Source organism: Sphaerisporangium viridialbum, from assembly GCF_049674955.1.
GTDB classification, from domain to species: domain Bacteria; phylum Actinomycetota; class Actinomycetes; order Streptosporangiales; family Streptosporangiaceae; genus Sphaerisporangium; species Sphaerisporangium viridialbum.
In genome coordinates this window covers 4,125,422-4,141,734 of sequence record NZ_CP187232.1, presented here as the reverse complement: position 1 = coordinate 4,141,734, position 16,313 = coordinate 4,125,422, and the positions used below count along the sequence as shown (strand labels likewise).

At 71.8% G+C, this 16,313-nt stretch carries 11 protein-coding genes; 3 read left to right on the top strand and 8 right to left on the bottom strand.

Translation table 11 applies throughout. From position 1 onward, the window contains the following. Positions 1-11: 11 nt before the first annotated feature. Positions 12-698: a YoaK family protein gene (locus ACOZ38_RS18355; RefSeq protein WP_424532100.1), complete on the bottom strand. Its 687-nt coding sequence runs from the start codon at positions 696-698 to the stop codon at positions 12-14. A gap of 221 nt (positions 699-919) precedes the next feature. Here ACOZ38_RS18355 and ACOZ38_RS18350 point away from each other — a divergent pair, with 221 nt between their 5' ends. Beyond that, positions 920-2,194, top strand: coding sequence for a hypothetical protein (locus ACOZ38_RS18350; RefSeq protein ID WP_424532098.1), 1,275 nt, complete (start codon positions 920-922; stop codon positions 2,192-2,194). A 49-nt stretch (positions 2,195-2,243) separates the two neighbouring features. On the opposite strand, the gene ACOZ38_RS18345 is transcribed toward ACOZ38_RS18350, so the two are convergent. The 3 genes from ACOZ38_RS18345 to ACOZ38_RS18335 form a co-directional block, all read right to left on the bottom strand. Continuing rightward, positions 2,244-5,036, bottom strand: a complete 2,793-nt coding sequence (locus ACOZ38_RS18345; protein WP_424532097.1) for a helix-turn-helix transcriptional regulator — start codon at positions 5,034-5,036, stop codon at positions 2,244-2,246. Between the two features lie 224 nt (positions 5,037-5,260). Continuing rightward, the gene (leuA, locus tag ACOZ38_RS18340; RefSeq protein ID WP_424532095.1) at positions 5,261-7,117 is read right to left on the bottom strand and encodes a 2-isopropylmalate synthase; all 1,857 of its coding nucleotides are present in this window, start codon (positions 7,115-7,117) and stop codon (positions 5,261-5,263) included. A 94-nt stretch (positions 7,118-7,211) separates the two neighbouring features. Further along, complete coding sequence (locus ACOZ38_RS18335; RefSeq protein ID WP_405149757.1) at positions 7,212-7,547, bottom strand: hydroxyisourate hydrolase; 336 nt, start codon at positions 7,545-7,547, stop codon at positions 7,212-7,214. A gap of 511 nt (positions 7,548-8,058) precedes the next feature. On the opposite strand from ACOZ38_RS18335, the gene ACOZ38_RS18330 reads away from it, so the two are divergent. Continuing rightward, on the top strand, positions 8,059-8,244 hold the full coding sequence (locus ACOZ38_RS18330; RefSeq protein WP_424532093.1) for a hypothetical protein: 186 nt from the start codon (positions 8,059-8,061) through the stop codon (positions 8,242-8,244). 431 nt (positions 8,245-8,675) lie between these two features. Further along, positions 8,676-11,759, top strand: a complete 3,084-nt coding sequence (locus tag ACOZ38_RS18325; protein ID WP_424532091.1) for an AfsR/SARP family transcriptional regulator — start codon at positions 8,676-8,678, stop codon at positions 11,757-11,759. Positions 11,760-11,783: 24 nt separating this feature from the next. Here the strand turns inward: ACOZ38_RS18325 and ACOZ38_RS18320 are convergent, their stop codons facing one another. From ACOZ38_RS18320 to ACOZ38_RS18305, 4 genes are all read right to left on the bottom strand, one after another. Continuing rightward, positions 11,784-12,167 carry a GNAT family N-acetyltransferase gene (locus tag ACOZ38_RS18320; protein WP_424532089.1) on the bottom strand — a complete coding sequence of 128 codons (384 nt, stop codon included), beginning with the start codon at positions 12,165-12,167 and terminating at the stop codon, positions 11,784-11,786. 75 nt (positions 12,168-12,242) lie between these two features. After that, entirely contained in the window at positions 12,243-13,265 is a 1,023-nt protein-coding gene (locus tag ACOZ38_RS18315; protein WP_424532087.1) for a LacI family DNA-binding transcriptional regulator, read from the bottom strand. Between the two features lie 291 nt (positions 13,266-13,556). Further along, positions 13,557-15,464, bottom strand: a complete 1,908-nt coding sequence (locus ACOZ38_RS18310; RefSeq protein WP_424532085.1) for a helix-turn-helix domain-containing protein — start codon at positions 15,462-15,464, stop codon at positions 13,557-13,559. Positions 15,465-15,516: 52 nt separating this feature from the next. Next, entirely contained in the window at positions 15,517-16,302 is a 786-nt protein-coding gene (locus ACOZ38_RS18305; protein ID WP_405149773.1) for a 3-hydroxybutyrate dehydrogenase, read from the bottom strand. Between the last annotated feature and the right edge of the window lie 11 nt (positions 16,303-16,313).

The following is a 16,313-nucleotide window of genomic DNA, read 5'->3' as shown; positions in this document are numbered from 1 at the left end:
CCTGATCGCCGTCACGGCTCCCGACGCGAGCCCGGGTGCACCGCGTACCCGGCGGCGATCAGTGCCACGCACACGGTGACGGCGACCAGCACCCACGGGGGCCCGGTGTGCCGGAGCAGCACGGCTCCGAGGTAGGCGCCGAGCAGCATCGCCAGCACCGAGGCGATCCTGCGCGCCGCCCCGGCGTTGGTGCCACCGGCCAGGCTCGACTCCGATGCGAGGCCGGTGAGGGTGCGGGTCAGGACGGTGGTCGTGATCCCCGGTATCGCGAGGATCCGCACGGTGCCGTTCTGCAGTCCCATGGCCGCGGCGACCATCGCGATCACCGGGTACCGCCCGGCGGGGGCGGAGAGGTCCAGTACGGCCGCGACCACCGCGGCGGCTCCGAGGACGGCCGCCTCCGCGGCCAGCGTGATCAGGACCCTGGCGCGCCGGGGCCGCACGCGGTGGTCGACCCTGCCTGACACGACGGCCCCGGCGAGGAAGGCCAGGAGCGAGACCAGGGACGCGGCCGCGGAGAAGCCAGGGGCGCCCCCGGCGGCGAAGCCCAGGACGACCACGTTGCCGGTCATGTTGGCGGTGAAGACGTGCCCCAGCCCGAGGAAGCTGGCCGCGTCCACCCCGCCGCTCAGCACGGTCAGCACGATGAGCGCCATCGGCAGCGGATCGCGTCCGGCCCGTCGGGTGAGCGGCGTCATGTTGGGTCTTCCTGGTCGTCCACGCGTACTGGGCGTGACGTTAACGCAGGTCAGAGCCCCGGTGGCTGAGGCCGCGGATACGGCGTGTGCCGGCACGCCCGGCCCGCCGTGCCGCGGGCCTTCATCCTCAGGTTGGGGGATGACGGATCCCTGGGGACGGCGAAGGATGGGAGACGGCCGTCGAGGCACCCATGCCCGCTCCCCTGCCGGAAGGAGCAGCGATGATCGGCATCGACATCCCCCTCTGGGCCGCGCGGCTGCGGGCGTGGCGCCGGGGCAAGCTGTGGAGCCGCGAGGATCTCGGGCAGCGGCTCACCGGCGCGGCGGACGAGGACACCCGCGACCGTCTGCCGGCCGGGGAGGAGCTCACGCGGACCGTCCGCTCCTGGGAGACCGGCGAGCGGCGGCCTGACGAGCGCGAGGCCGAGCTGCTCTGCCGCGTGTACGGCGCGGGCGAGGGCGACCTGCTCGGCGGGGAGAGCGGAGAGCCCGCCGGCACGACGCTCTGGCACCACCTCACGGGGGTTCCGCTGGTGCCGGGCCGGTTCACGCCCGAGGAGGAGGAGCGGACCGGCCGCGCCGTCGAGAACCCGGCGCGGGCCGACGCCGAGACGGTGGCCTACCTGGAAGCCCTCCTGGACGCCTGCGCCCGGCCCGCCCGGCGGCCTTCCGACCTGGCCGACGTCCTGACGCCGGTCTTCACCCTGGTCCAGGGCTTCCACAGCGACGCCAGGCCGTCGGTCCGCCGGGCCCTGATCATGCTCTCGTCGGAGGACGCCGAGACGATCAGCCGCATGCGGTACGAGGCGGGCGACCTCGGGGAGGCCCTCAGGTGGTCCGACCGCGCCCGGCGCGCGGCGGGCCGGTCGGAGGACGAGAGCCTGGTGGCGTACACGATGGCCAGCCGGGCGGGGCTGACCGGCCCGCGCAGCGATCCGGGCGAGGTCGTGGAGATCGCCGTCGCCGCCCGGGAGCGCCCGGCCAGGGAGCACGCGGCCCCGTCCCCGCGCCTTGAGGCCCTGACCCGGCTGCGCGAGGCGCAGGGCCACGCGATGGCCGGCGAGGAGGACATGTGCCACCGCCGCCTGGAGGAGTCCGCCGAGCCGCCCGGGGCCGAGCCGGAGGAGCGCGCGAGGTACACGTTCGGCTACTCCCCCTCCCTGCACGACGTGCTGGCGGCGGAGTGCTTCCTGGACCTCGGCCATCTGGACGACGCGATCGAGATCCTCGAACGGGAGCTGGCCTCCGCGAAGGAGAGCGCCGCGACCGCCTACGACCTGGCCCGGCTCGCCCACGCGTACGCCGACGCGCACGAGAGCGAGCGCTGCGCGCAGGTCGCGCGCCGCGCACTCGATCTGGCCAGGCAGACCGGCGCGGCGCGCGCCCTGCGCGAGCTCCGCCTCGCGCGAAGCGGTCTCGTGCCCGGCCCGCGCCGGCGCCCGCCGTGGAGGCCGGGAACGCCGGGGGCACCGGGGGGACCGCGCTGGGCGACGTGAGCGCTCCTCGCTGCGGAGGCGGTTCGGGGGTGGTGCGGCTTTCGGGGGTTCAGGCGGGCATCGAGGTGCCGAGCTCCAGCGTGGAGGGCAGCTCGGCCCTGCTGGTGATGTCCAGCTTGCGGTAGGTGCGGGTCAGGTGCTGCTCGACGGTGCTGACCGTGACGTACAGCTTGTCGGCGATCTCGCGGTTGGTGTAGCCGGCCGCGGCCAGCACCGCGACCCGCCGCTCGGCGTCGCTCAGGATGGCCGTCACGTCGGCCACCTCGGGGGCGGAGCCGGTCACCGCGGCGGCACCCGCGTCGCCGTCCCGGGTGAGCGACCTGTTCAGCGGGTCCGCGTGGCACTCCTGCGCGACCGCGCGGGCCCGGCCGCCGATCATGCCCGCCCGCCGGTACTCGCCGAGCGCGTGGAAGGCCTCGGTGAGGTCGACGAGCACGCGCGCCAGCTCGTACCGGTCTCCCCCGGACTGCAGGAGGTCACCGGCCTGGCGCAGCAGCATGGGGCGATGGCGCGGCTCGCTGGTGGCCGCCAGCAGGCGCATGGCGATGCCGTGCACCCGCGGCGCGCTGGTCCCGCAGCGCCTGATCTGCTCCTCCACCAGCCTGCGGGCCTGGTCGGGCCTGCCGAGGCGCAGGCACGCCTCCGCCGCCTCGGTGCGCCACGGGATCAGCCACGGCACGTCGAGGTCCCACCGGCCCATGAGCTCCCCGCACCGCTGGAAGTCCCGCAGCGCGAGCTGCGCGTGGTCGGTCGCCAGGCTGTAGCGCCCGCGGGCGTGCAGGTAGTGCAGTCCCCACCGGGTCTGGAACATGGCGTCTGGCACCGGCTGGTCGAGCAGCTCGTTGACGGCGTCGTGGTTGCCCATGGCGGTGGAGGCGATCACGAGGCTGGACAGCGGGCCGCCGACGGCGACTCCCCAGCTGCTCAGCGGGATGATGTCCAGGGCGAGGCGGCCGTGGAACTCGGCGCCGAGCATGTCGCCCTGGCGGAGCGCGATCTCCGCCCTGATCGCCGACAGCCGTGCCCGCCTGCTCGGGGCGTGCCTCGACGATGCCTCGTCGATGAACAGGTCGCACCAGGGCGCCGCCTTGTCGGGACGCCCGCCGTAGGTGAGGGCGAGCAGGGCGCTCTCCACGGTGTCCATCGACATCTCGTCGAGGCGGGAGCTGCGCAGGATCCGCTCGACCACGGCCACGATCTCGTCGCGCGGCCCACGGGTCAGCACGGCGGCGAGCGTGATCGCCGACTCGAGGCGCCGGTAGGCCGTCACCGACAGGATGGCCGCGCGGGACTGCTCGCCGGTCACCTGGGGAAGCTGGGAGAGGAACGGGGTGTAGGAGCAGCGCAGCCAGGGGCGGGTGACGACGAGCTCGGTGACCGTGTCCGCGTCCAGCTTCTCGCCCGACTCGCCGAGACGCTTCAGCACGTCCTGCGCGTCGTCGAACCTGCCGTGCCACAGCAGGGCCTTGGCCAGCACGACCGCGTCGCTGCCGCGCAGCTGTCCCTTGTGGAGCGCGTCGGTCAGCTCGGGGAAGTGGCCGGTGGGCGTGCTCGGGTTGATCCGCCACTCGGCCCGCATGAGCGCGGTGGTGATCCTGACCCGCTGGTGGTCGTCGGTGCTGATCCGGCAGGCCAGGCGCAGGTACTCCACCGCGGGCTCGACGCGGCCGTCGCGCAGGGCGTGGCGCGCGGCGTCCTCCAGGACGTCGACCGCCCAGCGGTCCTCGACGCGACCGGCGTGCAGGAGGTGGTCGGCGATCACCGTCGTGGAGCCGCCGCTGTCGTACGCGAGCTCCGCGGCGCGGCGGTGCAGCGCGCCCCGCTCGCCGGCGTCGAGCTCGGCCAGTACGGCCGCGCGGGCGGACTCGTGGCGGAAGCGGCCCATGGTGAGCAGCCCGGCGTTGGCCAGGGCCTGGAGCTCGCGGGAGACGAAGTCCTGGCCGACCCCGAGGAGCTGGTCGAGCGAGCCGGGCTCGCCGAGGATCGCGAGCCCCCACGCGACCTGGAGCATCCTGGGGTCGGCGCGGTGCAGGCAGGACACGACGGCCTGTCCGTAGCCGTCCCCGGGGACGAGGTCGGCGGGAGGCTCTCCGGCGGCCCGCGTGGCCGCCTGGTAGTCCTCGACCAGCCCGGCGGCGAGCAGCGGGTTGCCGCCGCTCAGCGCGTACCACTCGCCGGCGAACCGCTCGGCGCCCTGGGTCCCGAGCTGCTCGGCCACCAGGCTCATCACACCGGCCTGCGACAGCGGGGAGAGCTGGACGCGGCGGCAGTGGGGCTGGCGGAGCAGCTCGGTCGGGAAGGAGGTCTCGGCGTACCGCCCGTGGGTGGAGTGGCTGAACACCGCCACGATCGAGGCGAACCGCACCCGCCGCGACAGGTAGGCCAGGCAGAGCAGCGAGGCCCGGTCGGCGTGGTGCACGTCGTCGACCACGATCATCAGGGGGTAACGCTCGGACAGTTCGAGCAGCACGGTGCAGAGGGCGTGCACGATCTGCGCGTCCACCTGCTTCAGGGTGTCGGTCTCGGGACCGGACGACATGACGGTGCGGGCGCCTTCCCGCAGGAGGGCCATGGCGCGTTCACGCTCCTCCAGGACCAGCGGGGCATCCTGGATCAGCTGACCGAGGACGCCGAGCGGCAGGTCCCTCTCGGCCAGCGAGCCCGTCGCCGTGATGGGCAGCGCGCCCAGCTCGGCGGCCTGCTCGGCGAAGGAGTGCAGCAGCTCGCTCTTACCGGTGGCGACGGTACCGCTTACGAGGGCGACTCGGCCCTTTCCCATGATGGCGCTGGCGAGTAGACCCTCCAGGGAGGCCAGTGCCTCCTGTCGTTCGATCAGGCTCATGACGAGCCTCCCTTTTTCCCGACGAATTCCACATGTCGCCGTGGATCAGAAGCGCAGCCTTGAGCAGGAACGGTGTGCCCGGATCCAATGAATCGCGTACAACACCCGGTTTTCCTGCCGAACTCGCCGCATGATCGAGGCGCCTTTCCGATTGTCCGCACTTGTCCGTTTTCGGTGACAATGGCCACGCTAGGCTTCGGCGCCTTCCAGCCCTTATCGCGCGGCTATCGCCGCGAGGCCATCGTCGGACGGGAGGGACGGGGCGCCGGCACGCCGTGGTCGCCGGACCTCCCCGCCCGCACGGGCACGGCGTCAGGCTCGGACGCCGGAAGCACGGCGGGCGCGGACGGCACGGGGGGCGCGGCGTCCAGGCGGGCACGGGTGACGGCGGAACGCACCGCCGACAGCGAGGCCGCCTCCACGTCGCGGTCGACGCCCGCGCCCCAGAACGTCCTGCCGTCGACCCGGCACTCGGCGTAGACGACCGACTCCGCGACGGACTCCCGGCCCGCGACGGGGGCGGTGCGGTGCACGGCCCGTACGTCCACTCCCCACCGCGCCAGCGCGCCCCGCACGCTGCGGACGGAGTCCGAGCGCGCGCCGCCGACGTCGAACCGCTCGCCGTCGATGTGGAGCTCGGCCGTCACGGGCTCGCCGGTGAAGACGAGCGGGATGGGGAGCAGGGGGTACTCGACGTACTCGCGGTCGAAGAGCCCCTTGACCCGGTCGGGCGTGATCTCCCCGCCCTCGGTGTCCGCCATCTCCTGGACCACGCCGACGAAGTCGACCTGGAGCGGGCGCGGCAGGTTCATCCCGTGCCGGGCGCTCATGACGTACGCCACGCCGCCCTTGCCCGACTGGCTGTTGATGCGGACCACCGCCTCGTACGTGCGGCCGACGTCGCGGGGGTCGAGCGGCAGGTACGGCATCTCCCAGGGGAGGTCTCCCGCCTGGACCCCCGCCTCGCAGGCGGCGTGCTCCATGGCGTCGAAGCCCTTCTTGATCGCGTCCTGGTGCGAGCCGGAGAAGGAGGTGTAGACGAGGTCGCCGCCGTACGGGTGGCGGGGGTGCACCGGGATCTCGTTGCAGTACTCGACCGTGCGGCGGACGCCGTCCAGGTCGGAGAAGTCGATGCCCGGGTCGACGCCGTGGGTCAGCAGGTTGAGCCCGAGCGTGACCAGGCAGACGTTGCCCGCCCGCTCGCCGTTGCCGAACAGGCAGCCCTCGATCCGCTGCGCCCCCGCCAGCAGGGCCATCTCCGACGACGCGACGCCCGTGCCGCGGTCGTTGTGGGGATGGATCGACAGGCAGACGTGCGGCCTCCTGGACAGGTTGAGGTCCAGCCACTCGATCTGGTCGGCGAAGACGTTGGGCAGCGAGCGCTCGACGGTCGTGGGGAAGTTGAGGATGATCTCGCGCCCGGCCTCGGGCCGCCAGACGTCCATCACGGCCTCGCAGACCTCCAGGGAGAAGTCCAGCTCGGTGTCGTTGAAGAGCTCGGGCGAGTACTCGAAGCCGAGGTCGCAACCGCTCAGCAGCTTGTCCGCGTACTTCATGACCAGCCGGGTCCCCTGCACCGCGAGGTCCTTGCACTCGTCCTGGTTCATCCCGAACACCACGCGCCGGAACAGCGGCGAGGTGGCGTTGTACAGGTGGATCGTGGCGCGCGGGGCGCCTTCGAGGCTCTCCACCGTGCGCCTGATCAGCTCGTCGCGCGCCTGCACGAGGACGGAGATGCGCACGTCGTCGGGGATCAGGTCGCGCTCGATCAGCCTGCGCACGAACGCGAAGTCGTCCTGGCTCGCCACCGGGAACCCGACCTCGATCTCCCGGTACCCCATGCGCACCAGGAGGTCGAACATCGCCATCTTGCGATCGGGGCTCATGGGGTTGGCCAGCGACTGGTTGCCGTCGCGCAGGTCGGTCGAGACCCAGCGCGGAGCCGAGGTGATGGTCCTGTCCGGCCAGAGGCGGCCGGGAAGGGCCACGGGCGTGAACGGGTGGTAGCGCGCGGCCGGGGTCCTGCCCGCCTTCGGGGCGTGCGCGAGGTGCGCCGGGCTCGTGGTGCGTTGGGTGGTCACTGTCTGGTTCCCTTCTCCGCCTGGACCGCCCCGGGTACCGCGCCTTGCTCGGGACGACGGAGGCCGGGACGGGCCACAGCACGAATACCGTCGATCACGCGATCCTGAAATGCGTTGAATAGGAATACGGGGAGAGCATCACCTGAATCTGGTAGGCGTCGGTCTCGTCCTGCATTCGGAAGGTCACGATTATCTCGGGATAGGCCGCGCTCAGTCCCAGGCCGACGAAATAGTAGTCGCTGTCGAACCTGATGCGATAAAGGCCGCGCTCGAGTTTCTTGTCACGCCATTCGCATATACGCCCTTCGCTGTCGGTCTCCGCGTCGGCGAGGTCCTGCCAGCCTCCGTGGGCGTCCCGTTCGAGGCGCGCACGTACGCCGGCGGCCGAGCGGCCGTAAACGCCGTCCAAGGCTTGCGCAGTGATACTCATGTAAGAACACCTATCTGCCGGCCCGCCTAGACGGACAGCTCCAAGCGCCATCGCGGTGCGCGCCGGTCGCCGGCGCCGTCCGCGTGACGCGCACGCGAGCGACCCGGCGGAGGGCTCGCGCACCCGGCCCGCCGTGCCCGACCTGGCGTGCACGCATATCCGGGGGCAGGAAGATGCCGGTGGCACCGGCCCGGTCCCGGCCTGCGCGTCAGAGTGCCGCACACCGCTATCGGTTCACTTTCGCCCGGCTATTCACGGCTATCACTCGCCACCGCCCCGGGGCATCCCGCCGCAGGTCACACCGCTTTCGCATGGCTCCCGCCACCGTGGCGGCACCCCGTCTCGCAATCTCCGCGAAACGCAAGAAAACGCCGATTCACGTCGTGACCTGGACAGATGCCAGCCGAGAAGAGATCCGATAAGGACCGAATGGTGGCGCTTTCTACGTTGACCTTGCTCAGCCGATCGGCTGACAAACAACCTCCGCGACACCAAGAAGAGGTCAGCGAAAATGAGCGCTCACAACAGCCGCCGCGTCTCCCGATTCGTCTTCGCCGTCAACGCCGGCGCATTCGGCGCCATCCGCGAGGCGGCGCCCGCCCGCACCGGGCTCCCCCCGTTCACGGGGTCCCCAGCAGCCACGAATGCCTCGCTGCCCCCGATGAGGGCCGCCGGCGGCAACACTCCCTGGGGCTGACCGGCCCGAGCGCCGCCGAGGTTCCCGTGTCCGCATCCGGCCGCGCCGGAGTACTCCCCCACGGGCCACCTGGTTTACCAGGTCTCCTGACAAGCTACCCGGAAACTACCATATATCGGGACATATCACAGGTTGGATCCGCGTTCAACGGCCCGAGGTCGTTGCACATACAAATAAGTATGCGGATTCACAAAGTATTCGCAGACTCGCTATAGATCCGAACCTCGTATAGTAGTACGATCCAGACATAAGTGACATCGCATTATGTGACTAGCTCGCGCCCGACAGTATCTGCGCACAGTGTCATGGACCAGCAATGCCGATGTCCACTACGGGGTGGATCTCCTGGACCAACCAGCTGGTACCTCTCGCATCGGAGGGTGAGCGAACTTCCGGAATGGGCCGCGAGCTTTTCATGCGAGGAGATGCAGGTGGAATTCGGGATTCTGGGAGCTCTCGAAGCGTCTGAGGCCGATCGCCGGCTGGATCTCGGGGGAATCAGGCAGCAGATCGTGCTCGCCGTCCTCCTGCTCGATGTCAACCGGGTCGTCACCATCGGCCGCCTCATGGAGGCCATCTACGGCGACGAGCCGCCCACCACGGCCCGCGCCCAGGTGCAGATCTGCATCTCCTCCCTCCGCCGCCTGTTCTCCGCCCACGGCAACCCCGACATCATCTCCACCCAGTCGCTGGGATACGCGATACGGGTCGCCGCCGACCAGATCGACGCCCAGCGCTTCGAGAGCCTGACCCTGCGGGCCCGGCACGCGCGCGAGGCCCGCAACGTCAACGAGGCGATCAAGCACTACCGCGAGGCACTGGCGCTGTGGCGCGGGCCCGCCCTCGACGGCATCGACAGCAGGCTCGTGCAGTCGGCGGCGAGCAGGCTCACCGAGAACCGCGTCACCGCCAACGAGGACTGCATCCAGCTGGAGCTGGATCTCGGCCGGCACCACGAGCTGGTCGGCGAGCTGACCGAGCTCACCGACGAGTACCCCCTCCGTGAACGGCTCCGCGGCCAGCTGATGACGGCGCTGTACCGGTCGGGGCGGCAGGCCGAGGCGTTGCAGGTCTACCGCAACGCCCGCCGCACGATGATCGAGGAGCTGGGCATCGAGCCCAACGAGCGGCTGCAGCAGCTCGAACACGCGATCCTCACCTCCGACGAGAGCCTCGACCCGCCCCCGCCGCCGGTGCCGGAGAAGGTGGAGATCCAGACTCCCCCGAAGGTCCCGAGCATCCCGGGCATGCTGCCGACCGACATCGCCGACTTCACCGGCCGCACCAAGCAGATCGAGGACATCCGGCAGCGGCTGATGCTCGCCACCGAGGACCGGTCGCGTTACGCCGTGCCCATCATCGTGATCGTCGGCAAGCCCGGGGTCGGCAAGACCACCGTCGCGGTGCACGCCTCCCACAGCGTCGGAGAGCGCTTCCCCTACGGCCAGCTCTTCGCCGACCTGCACGGCGCGGCGTCCCGGCCCGCCAGCCCCATGCAGGTGCTGGAGCGGTTCCTGCGCGTGCTCGGCGTGTCGGGCACCGCGATACCCGACGGCCTCGAAGAGCGGGCCGAGATGTACCGCGCGATGCTCGCCGACCGCAGGATGCTGATCGTGCTCGACGACGCGGGCAGCGAGAGCCAGGTGCTCCCCCTGCTCCCGGGCAACCCGTCCTCGGCGGTCATCATCACGAGCCGCAGCCGCCTCGCGGGGCTGGCGGGCGCCGTCCACGTCGACGTGGAGACCTTCGACTCCGACCAGTCGGTGAACCTGCTCTCCCGCATCGCCGGGATCGAGCGGGTGCAGTCGGAGATCGAGGCCGCCGAGGCCCTGGCCGAGCTGTGCGGCCACCTGCCGCTCGCGCTGCGCATCGCCGGGGCTCGCCTGTCGGCCCGCCCGCACTGGAGCGTCGAGCAGCTCGTCAGCCGCCTTGAGGACGAGACGCGCAGGCTCGACGAGCTCAAGCACGGCGAGATGGGGATCCGCGCCAGCATCTCACTGACCTACGACAGCGTGAGCGAGGACGCCCGCCGCCTGTTCCGCCGCCTGACGATCCTGGACGCCCAGATCTTCTCCGCCTGGGTCAGCGCGGCCCTGCTCGACCAGCCGCTCGGCACCGCGCAGGACCTGCTGGACGACCTGGCGGACGCGCAGCTCATCGAGACCACGGGCGTCGGGTACGGGGTGCACAGCCAGTATCGCTTCCACGACCTGATCCGGGTGTTCGCCCGGGAGCGCCTGGCGGCCGAGGAGTCCGCCGCCGAGCGCAACGCGGCGCTGGCACGCGTGCTCGGCGGGCTGCTGTTCCTCGCCGAGGCGGCGCACCGCCGGGAGTACGGCGGGGACTACGTGCAGATCCACAGCGACGCCCCCCGCTGGCCGCTCCCGGCCAAGCTGGTCGACCAGCTCGTCGCCTCGCCCCTCCAGTGGTACGAGCGAGAGCGCTCGATGCTCGTCTCCGGCATACGGCAGGCCTCGCAGGCCGGTTTCGTCGCCCTGTGCTGGGACCTGGCGATCAGCTCGGTGACGCTCTTCGAGTCGCGCGTCTACCTGGACGACTGGCGGGAGACCCACCAGATCGCGCTGACGGCCACCCGGCAGGCGCAGGACAAGTGCGGCCAGGCGGCGATGCTCTACTCCCGGGGCTCGCTCTACATCACCGAGCAGCGGTTCGGCGACGCGCGCTGCGACTTCGAGGCGGCCGTCCAGCTCTTCGAGGAGATCGGCGACAGCCAGGGAACGGCCCTGGTCATCCGTAACATCGGGTTCCTCGACCGGCTCAGCGGGCGGTTCGCCGACGCCGAGGCCCACTACCGGCGGGCCCTTGAGATCTTCCGGAGCAACGGGGACCAGGTCGCCTCGGCGTACGTGCTGCACAACCTGGCCCAGCTCCGCCTGGAGTTCGACGACCTGCCGGGCGCGCAGCGGCTGCTGTCGGAGGCGCTGGAGCTGAGCCGCCGCAGCGGCAGCAGGCGGGTCGAGGCACAGGTCCTGCACCGCATCGGCCACACCTACCTCCAGTCGGACCAGCCCGGCCTCGCGGTGGAGGTGTTCGAGGAGGCGCTCAACGTGGTGCGCAACATCGGCGACCCCACCGGAGAGGCGTACGCCCTGCACGGGCTCGGCATCGCCCGGCTCCGGCGCGGGGAGCTCCCCGAGGCGGAGAGCGCGCTGCAACGCTCGCTGATGCTGGCGAGCACCTCCAGCGAGCACCTCGTGGAGGCGCGGGTGCAGCTCGGCCTGGGCGAGCTGGCCAAGGCGCGGGACGATCCGCCCCAGGCGGTCGTCCATCTGGAGCAGGCGCTCACCTTGTTCAGGCAGATGCACATGCCGCTCCAGGAGGCGCGGACGCTGATCAGGCTGGGCGACGCGCAGCAGGCGGCCGGCGACGGCGAGGCGGCGCAGGACTCGCTGACCCAGGCGCTCGCGCTGACCGACAAGATGGACGCCCCGGTGGCCCAGCAGATGCGCGGGCACCTCACCCAGCGGCTCGCCGAGCAGAGCCTCAAGGACTAGCTGGTGGACTTCAGGGGCGCGTGATCACATTGGTCGACAGCGCGACCGAGACGAACTGCCACACGGGTAGGACGAATGCCAGCAGGAGCCACCACGATCGCGCACGCCACCGCAGGATCCATCGAAACGAGGCGCGCCCGCCCCCAGCCTGGCGCGGCCGATGATCAACCCGCAATAGCCGATGAAGTCGCCTTCGTCACGGCGCTGGATGGGCAGCAGGGCGATCCCCGTTGTCGCCGTTGCGGTGAGCTGCTTCGCGATGAGCGTCCGGGTGTGCTCAACCGTGGGCGTCCCGTTGCCGCGTTCGGAGTGGAGGGCGCGGAGCTCAGCGGCGTCCGACTCGGCCCACGGCCGCAGTATCAGCCGCTCGGTCTCAAGGTGGAACGACATCGTCTCGTACGTGGACATGCCCCTACTCTGCCCCACGGATCATCACGAACCACAGCTGGAGTCCTCAAGGACCGAGGCCCGCCACCGCGGCGCTCAGGCGGCGAGCGCCCGTACCTTGGCCGGCGCGGTCGAGCCCCGGACGACCAGCTCGGGCTCGAAGAGCAGCTCCTCGGCGGTCGCGGGCGCCTCCTCGATCTGGTTGACCAGCAGCGTCACAGCGGCGCGGCCGATCGCCTCGATGGGCTGGCGCACGGTGGTCAGCGGGGGGTTCGTGCAGTTCATGAAGGCGGAGTCGTCGAAGCCGACGATCGAGACGTCCTGCGGCACCGACAGGCCGAGGCGGCGCACCGCGCGGATCGCGCCGAGGGCCAGCGGGTCGCTGGCGCAGATGATGCCGGTGATGCCCTCGCGGACGAGCCGGGTGGCCACGGCCTGGCCGCCTTCGAGGGAGAACAGGCTGCGCTCGACGGCGCCGGGGCCGATCTCCAGGCCCGCGCGCCGCGCCGCAAGGGTGAAGGCCTTGAGCTTGCGCCGCGAGGGGACGTGGTCCTCGGGGCCGAGCACCAGCCCGATGCGCTCGTGCCCGAGCGACATCAGGTGGCTGAACGCCTGCTCCACCGCGACCGCGTCGTCGGTCGACACGCGCGGGAAGTCGAGGCTGTCGGTCGCGGCGTTGACCAGGACGACCGGCAGGCGCAGCCCGAGGAGCCGGTGGTAGTGCTCGTGCGGCGCGTCGGCCTCGGCGTAGTGGCCGCCGGCGAACACCACTCCGGAGACCTGCTGCTCAAGAAGCATCTCGACGTAGTCGGCCTCCGACAGCCCTCCGGCCGTGCGCGTGCAGAGCACGGGAGTGAAGCCGCGCTGCGCGAGGGCGCCGCCGACGACCTCGGCGAGGGCGGGGAAGATGGGGTTGCCGAGATCGGGCAGCACGAGACCGACCAGGCGGGCGCGCTCGCCTCTCAGCTGGGTCGGCCGCTCGTATCCGAGCACGTCCAGCGCGGTGAGCACCGCGGCACGCGTGGAGTCGGACACCCCGGGCTTGCTGTTCAGCACACGGCTGACCGTGGCCTCACTGACCCCGACCTTCTTAGCAACTTCCGCAAGTCGACGTGTCACGCCGCAAGCATACTGTAAAAAACGACGCAAGCCGCTGACACCATAGCCATCGGTTATGGGAGTGCCTTGTAAGGGCGGGCGGAGCGGCGTGGTACGGGGTTCTCCCGTCCCCCGGCCCATCACCACAGCTAGGGACCGAACAAAGCTCCGCGGGAACGGAAATCCCGCCGCGGTAGGGGATCCCGATCGATGCCGGGCCAGTCCCGCAGGAGCTACCGGCGAACGGTTAACACTCCGGCAATATTGCGCAATCTCGTCGACTTATTGCGAGAGCGATACGTGACATGCGACTCATTCGCCCGATCGTCCGGGCCGCCGGGTCAGCGGGCCCAGGCGGTTGAGGCGCAGGGCGAGCTGGATCTCAAGGGCGCGCTCCGGCGCCTGCCACCCGTCGCCGAGCAGCCTCCCGACCCGGTCGAGGCGCTGGGTCACGGTGTTGACGTGGATGTGCAGGCGCTCGGCCGTGCGCGACAGGCTGGATCCCACGCCGAAATAGGTGTCCAGGGTCTGGACGAGCGCGGTGCCGCGCCGCCGGTCGTAGGCGAGGACCGGCCCAAGCGCCGACTCCATGAACCCCGCGACGTCCCGGTCCTGCCCGATGAGCAGGCCGACGAAGCCCAGCTCGTCGCAGCTCGCGCCCTCCCCCGCGCGCCCCAGCGCGAGCATGGCCTCCGCGCAGCGCCTGGCCTCGCGGTAGGCGTCCGCCACCGCGGCCGGGCCCTGGACCGGGCCCGCGGCGCCCGCCGTGACCGGCGTCCCGAGGGATCCGCCGAGCTCCTTCGCCACGCGCTGCGCCGCGGCCCCGGGGTGGACTCCTGGCAGCAGGAGGATGGTCTCCTCGCCCCGGGCCGCCACCAGCCCGTGGCGCGAGGCGGCGTCGGACGAGGCCCAGAACGCCGTGCGCTGGCGGGGGCCGGGGTCCCCCGCCGGGTGCCTGGCGACGACCAGGATGTGCGGGGCGTCGAGGTCGACCCCGAGCAGCCGCGCCCTGCCGTACATGGCGTCGGAGTGCACGTCCCTGCCGGTGAGGAGGTCGTCGAGGAGCTCTCCGCGCACCCTGCCCTCGGCGGCGGCGGCGGTGCGGCGGAAGAGCAGGAGCAGGGCGGTGACCAGGGCCGCGCGTTCGAGGATCCGCTGGTCGGTGCCCGACACCTCGTCGGGGGTGCGCAGCACCAGCGTGCCGAGGTTCTCGGCGCCCGAGGCGACCGAGGCCACCCACAGGTCGCCGCGCTGGACGGTGCGGCCGAGGCCGCTGGAGGCGGCGGCGGCGCCGGCCACCTCCGCCTCGTCCAGATCGCCGACGGAGCCGACGGCGGCGAGCCTGCGCCCGTCCGCGTCGAGCACCATGAGCGCGCCGCCGAGGATGTCGGTGACGACGGCCGCGACGTCCTCGACCCCGCCGCCCCGGACGACCAGGCTCGTCATGCGGTCGTGGGCCTGCGCCGCCCGCTCGACGGCCGCGCTGCGCGCCTGGATGAGCCGGTTGGCCGCGCTGAGCTCGCCGAGCGCGGTGCGGGTCTCCTCCAGCAGGCGGGCGTTGTCCAGGGCGACGGCGGCGTGCGCGGCGAGCGAGGCCAGCAGCGCCACCTCCTCCTGGGCGAAGGGGCGAGCACTGCGGTTGGCGGCGAACAGCACGCCGATGATCTGCGCGCCCAGCCGCATCGGCACCCCGAGGATGGCGACCAGCGCCTCCTCCTTGACGGCGACGTCGATGTGGGTGCGGTGCCGGAAGCGCTCGTCGGCGAAGTAGTCCGGGCTGGCGTACGGCGTGCCGGTCTGGGCGACCAGGCCGCCCAGACCGGCGCCCATCGGCAGCCGCAGAGCGCGGAAAGCGGCCGACACCGAGCCGTCGGTGACCCGCATGTAGGTGTCGCCGCGGTCGGCGTCGTGCAGCGTCATGTAGGAGATGTCCGCGTGCAGCAGCCTGCGTGCCCTTCGGACGATGGCTTCGAGCACGGCGCCCACGTCCCTGAGCCCCGCCAGGTCGCCCGCGGTCTCGAACAGCGCCGACAGCTCGGCCTCGCGGCGGGCGCGGTGCTCCAGCAGGGCGCGCACGCGCAGCGCGGCGAGCTTGGCGCGGTCGAGCTCGGCGAGGATCTCCGGGGCGGCCCCGGCGGCGCGGGCCTCGACCAGCGGGGCCTCGAACTCGACGGGCGGGGCCTCCCGGGCGAGGAGTTCGAGAAAGACGGTGCAGCTCATGGGGTTCATTGTCCCCTTGATCACGATTTATCCCCCGACCATCGCGGCCGCTCTAGCGTGCGGTCCAGCCGCCGTCGATGGTGAGCGACGCGCCGGTGATCATGGACGCCTGCGGCGAGCAGAGGAAGGCGACGCTCTCGGCGACCTCGTCCGGCTCGATCAGGCGCCGGATCGCGGCAGGGGCCAGCATGATCTGCTCCACGACCTGGCCGGGGTCCAGGTCGTGGACGCGGGCCTGGTCGGCGATCTGCTCCTCGACCAGCGGCGTGCGGACGTAGGCGGGGTTCACGCAGTTGGAGGTGACCCCGTGCGCGGCCCCCTCCAGGGCGATCACCTTGGACAGTCCCTCCAGGGCGTGCTTGGCCGTGACGTAGGCGACCTTGTACGGCGAGGCGCGCAGGCCGTGCACCGAGGAGATGTTGATCACGCGGCCCCAGCCGCGCTCGTACATCCCCGGCAGGGCCTTGCGTGCCAGGCGGAACGGCGCCTCTACCATGATCTTGAGGATCGCGGAGAAGACCTCCGGGGGGAACTCGGTGATCGGCGCGACGTGCTGGAAGCCGGCGTTGTTGACCAGGATGTCCACGCCGCCGAAGTCGAGCGCGTCCACGGCCGCCATGTCGGTGAGGTCGGCGGCCAGGGCCAGCCCGCCGATCTCCTCGGCGGCCTCGCGCGCCACCTCCTCGCGGACGTCGAGGATCACGACCTCCGCCCCCGCCCCGGCCAGCCGCCGGGCGCACGCCCGGCCGATGCCGCTCGCTCCGCCCGTCACCAGGGCACGCCGGCCGGTCAGGTCCACCTCGGCCACCTTCCCGGCGGTCACGCTCGTTGAAACCACAGCAGTTGCTC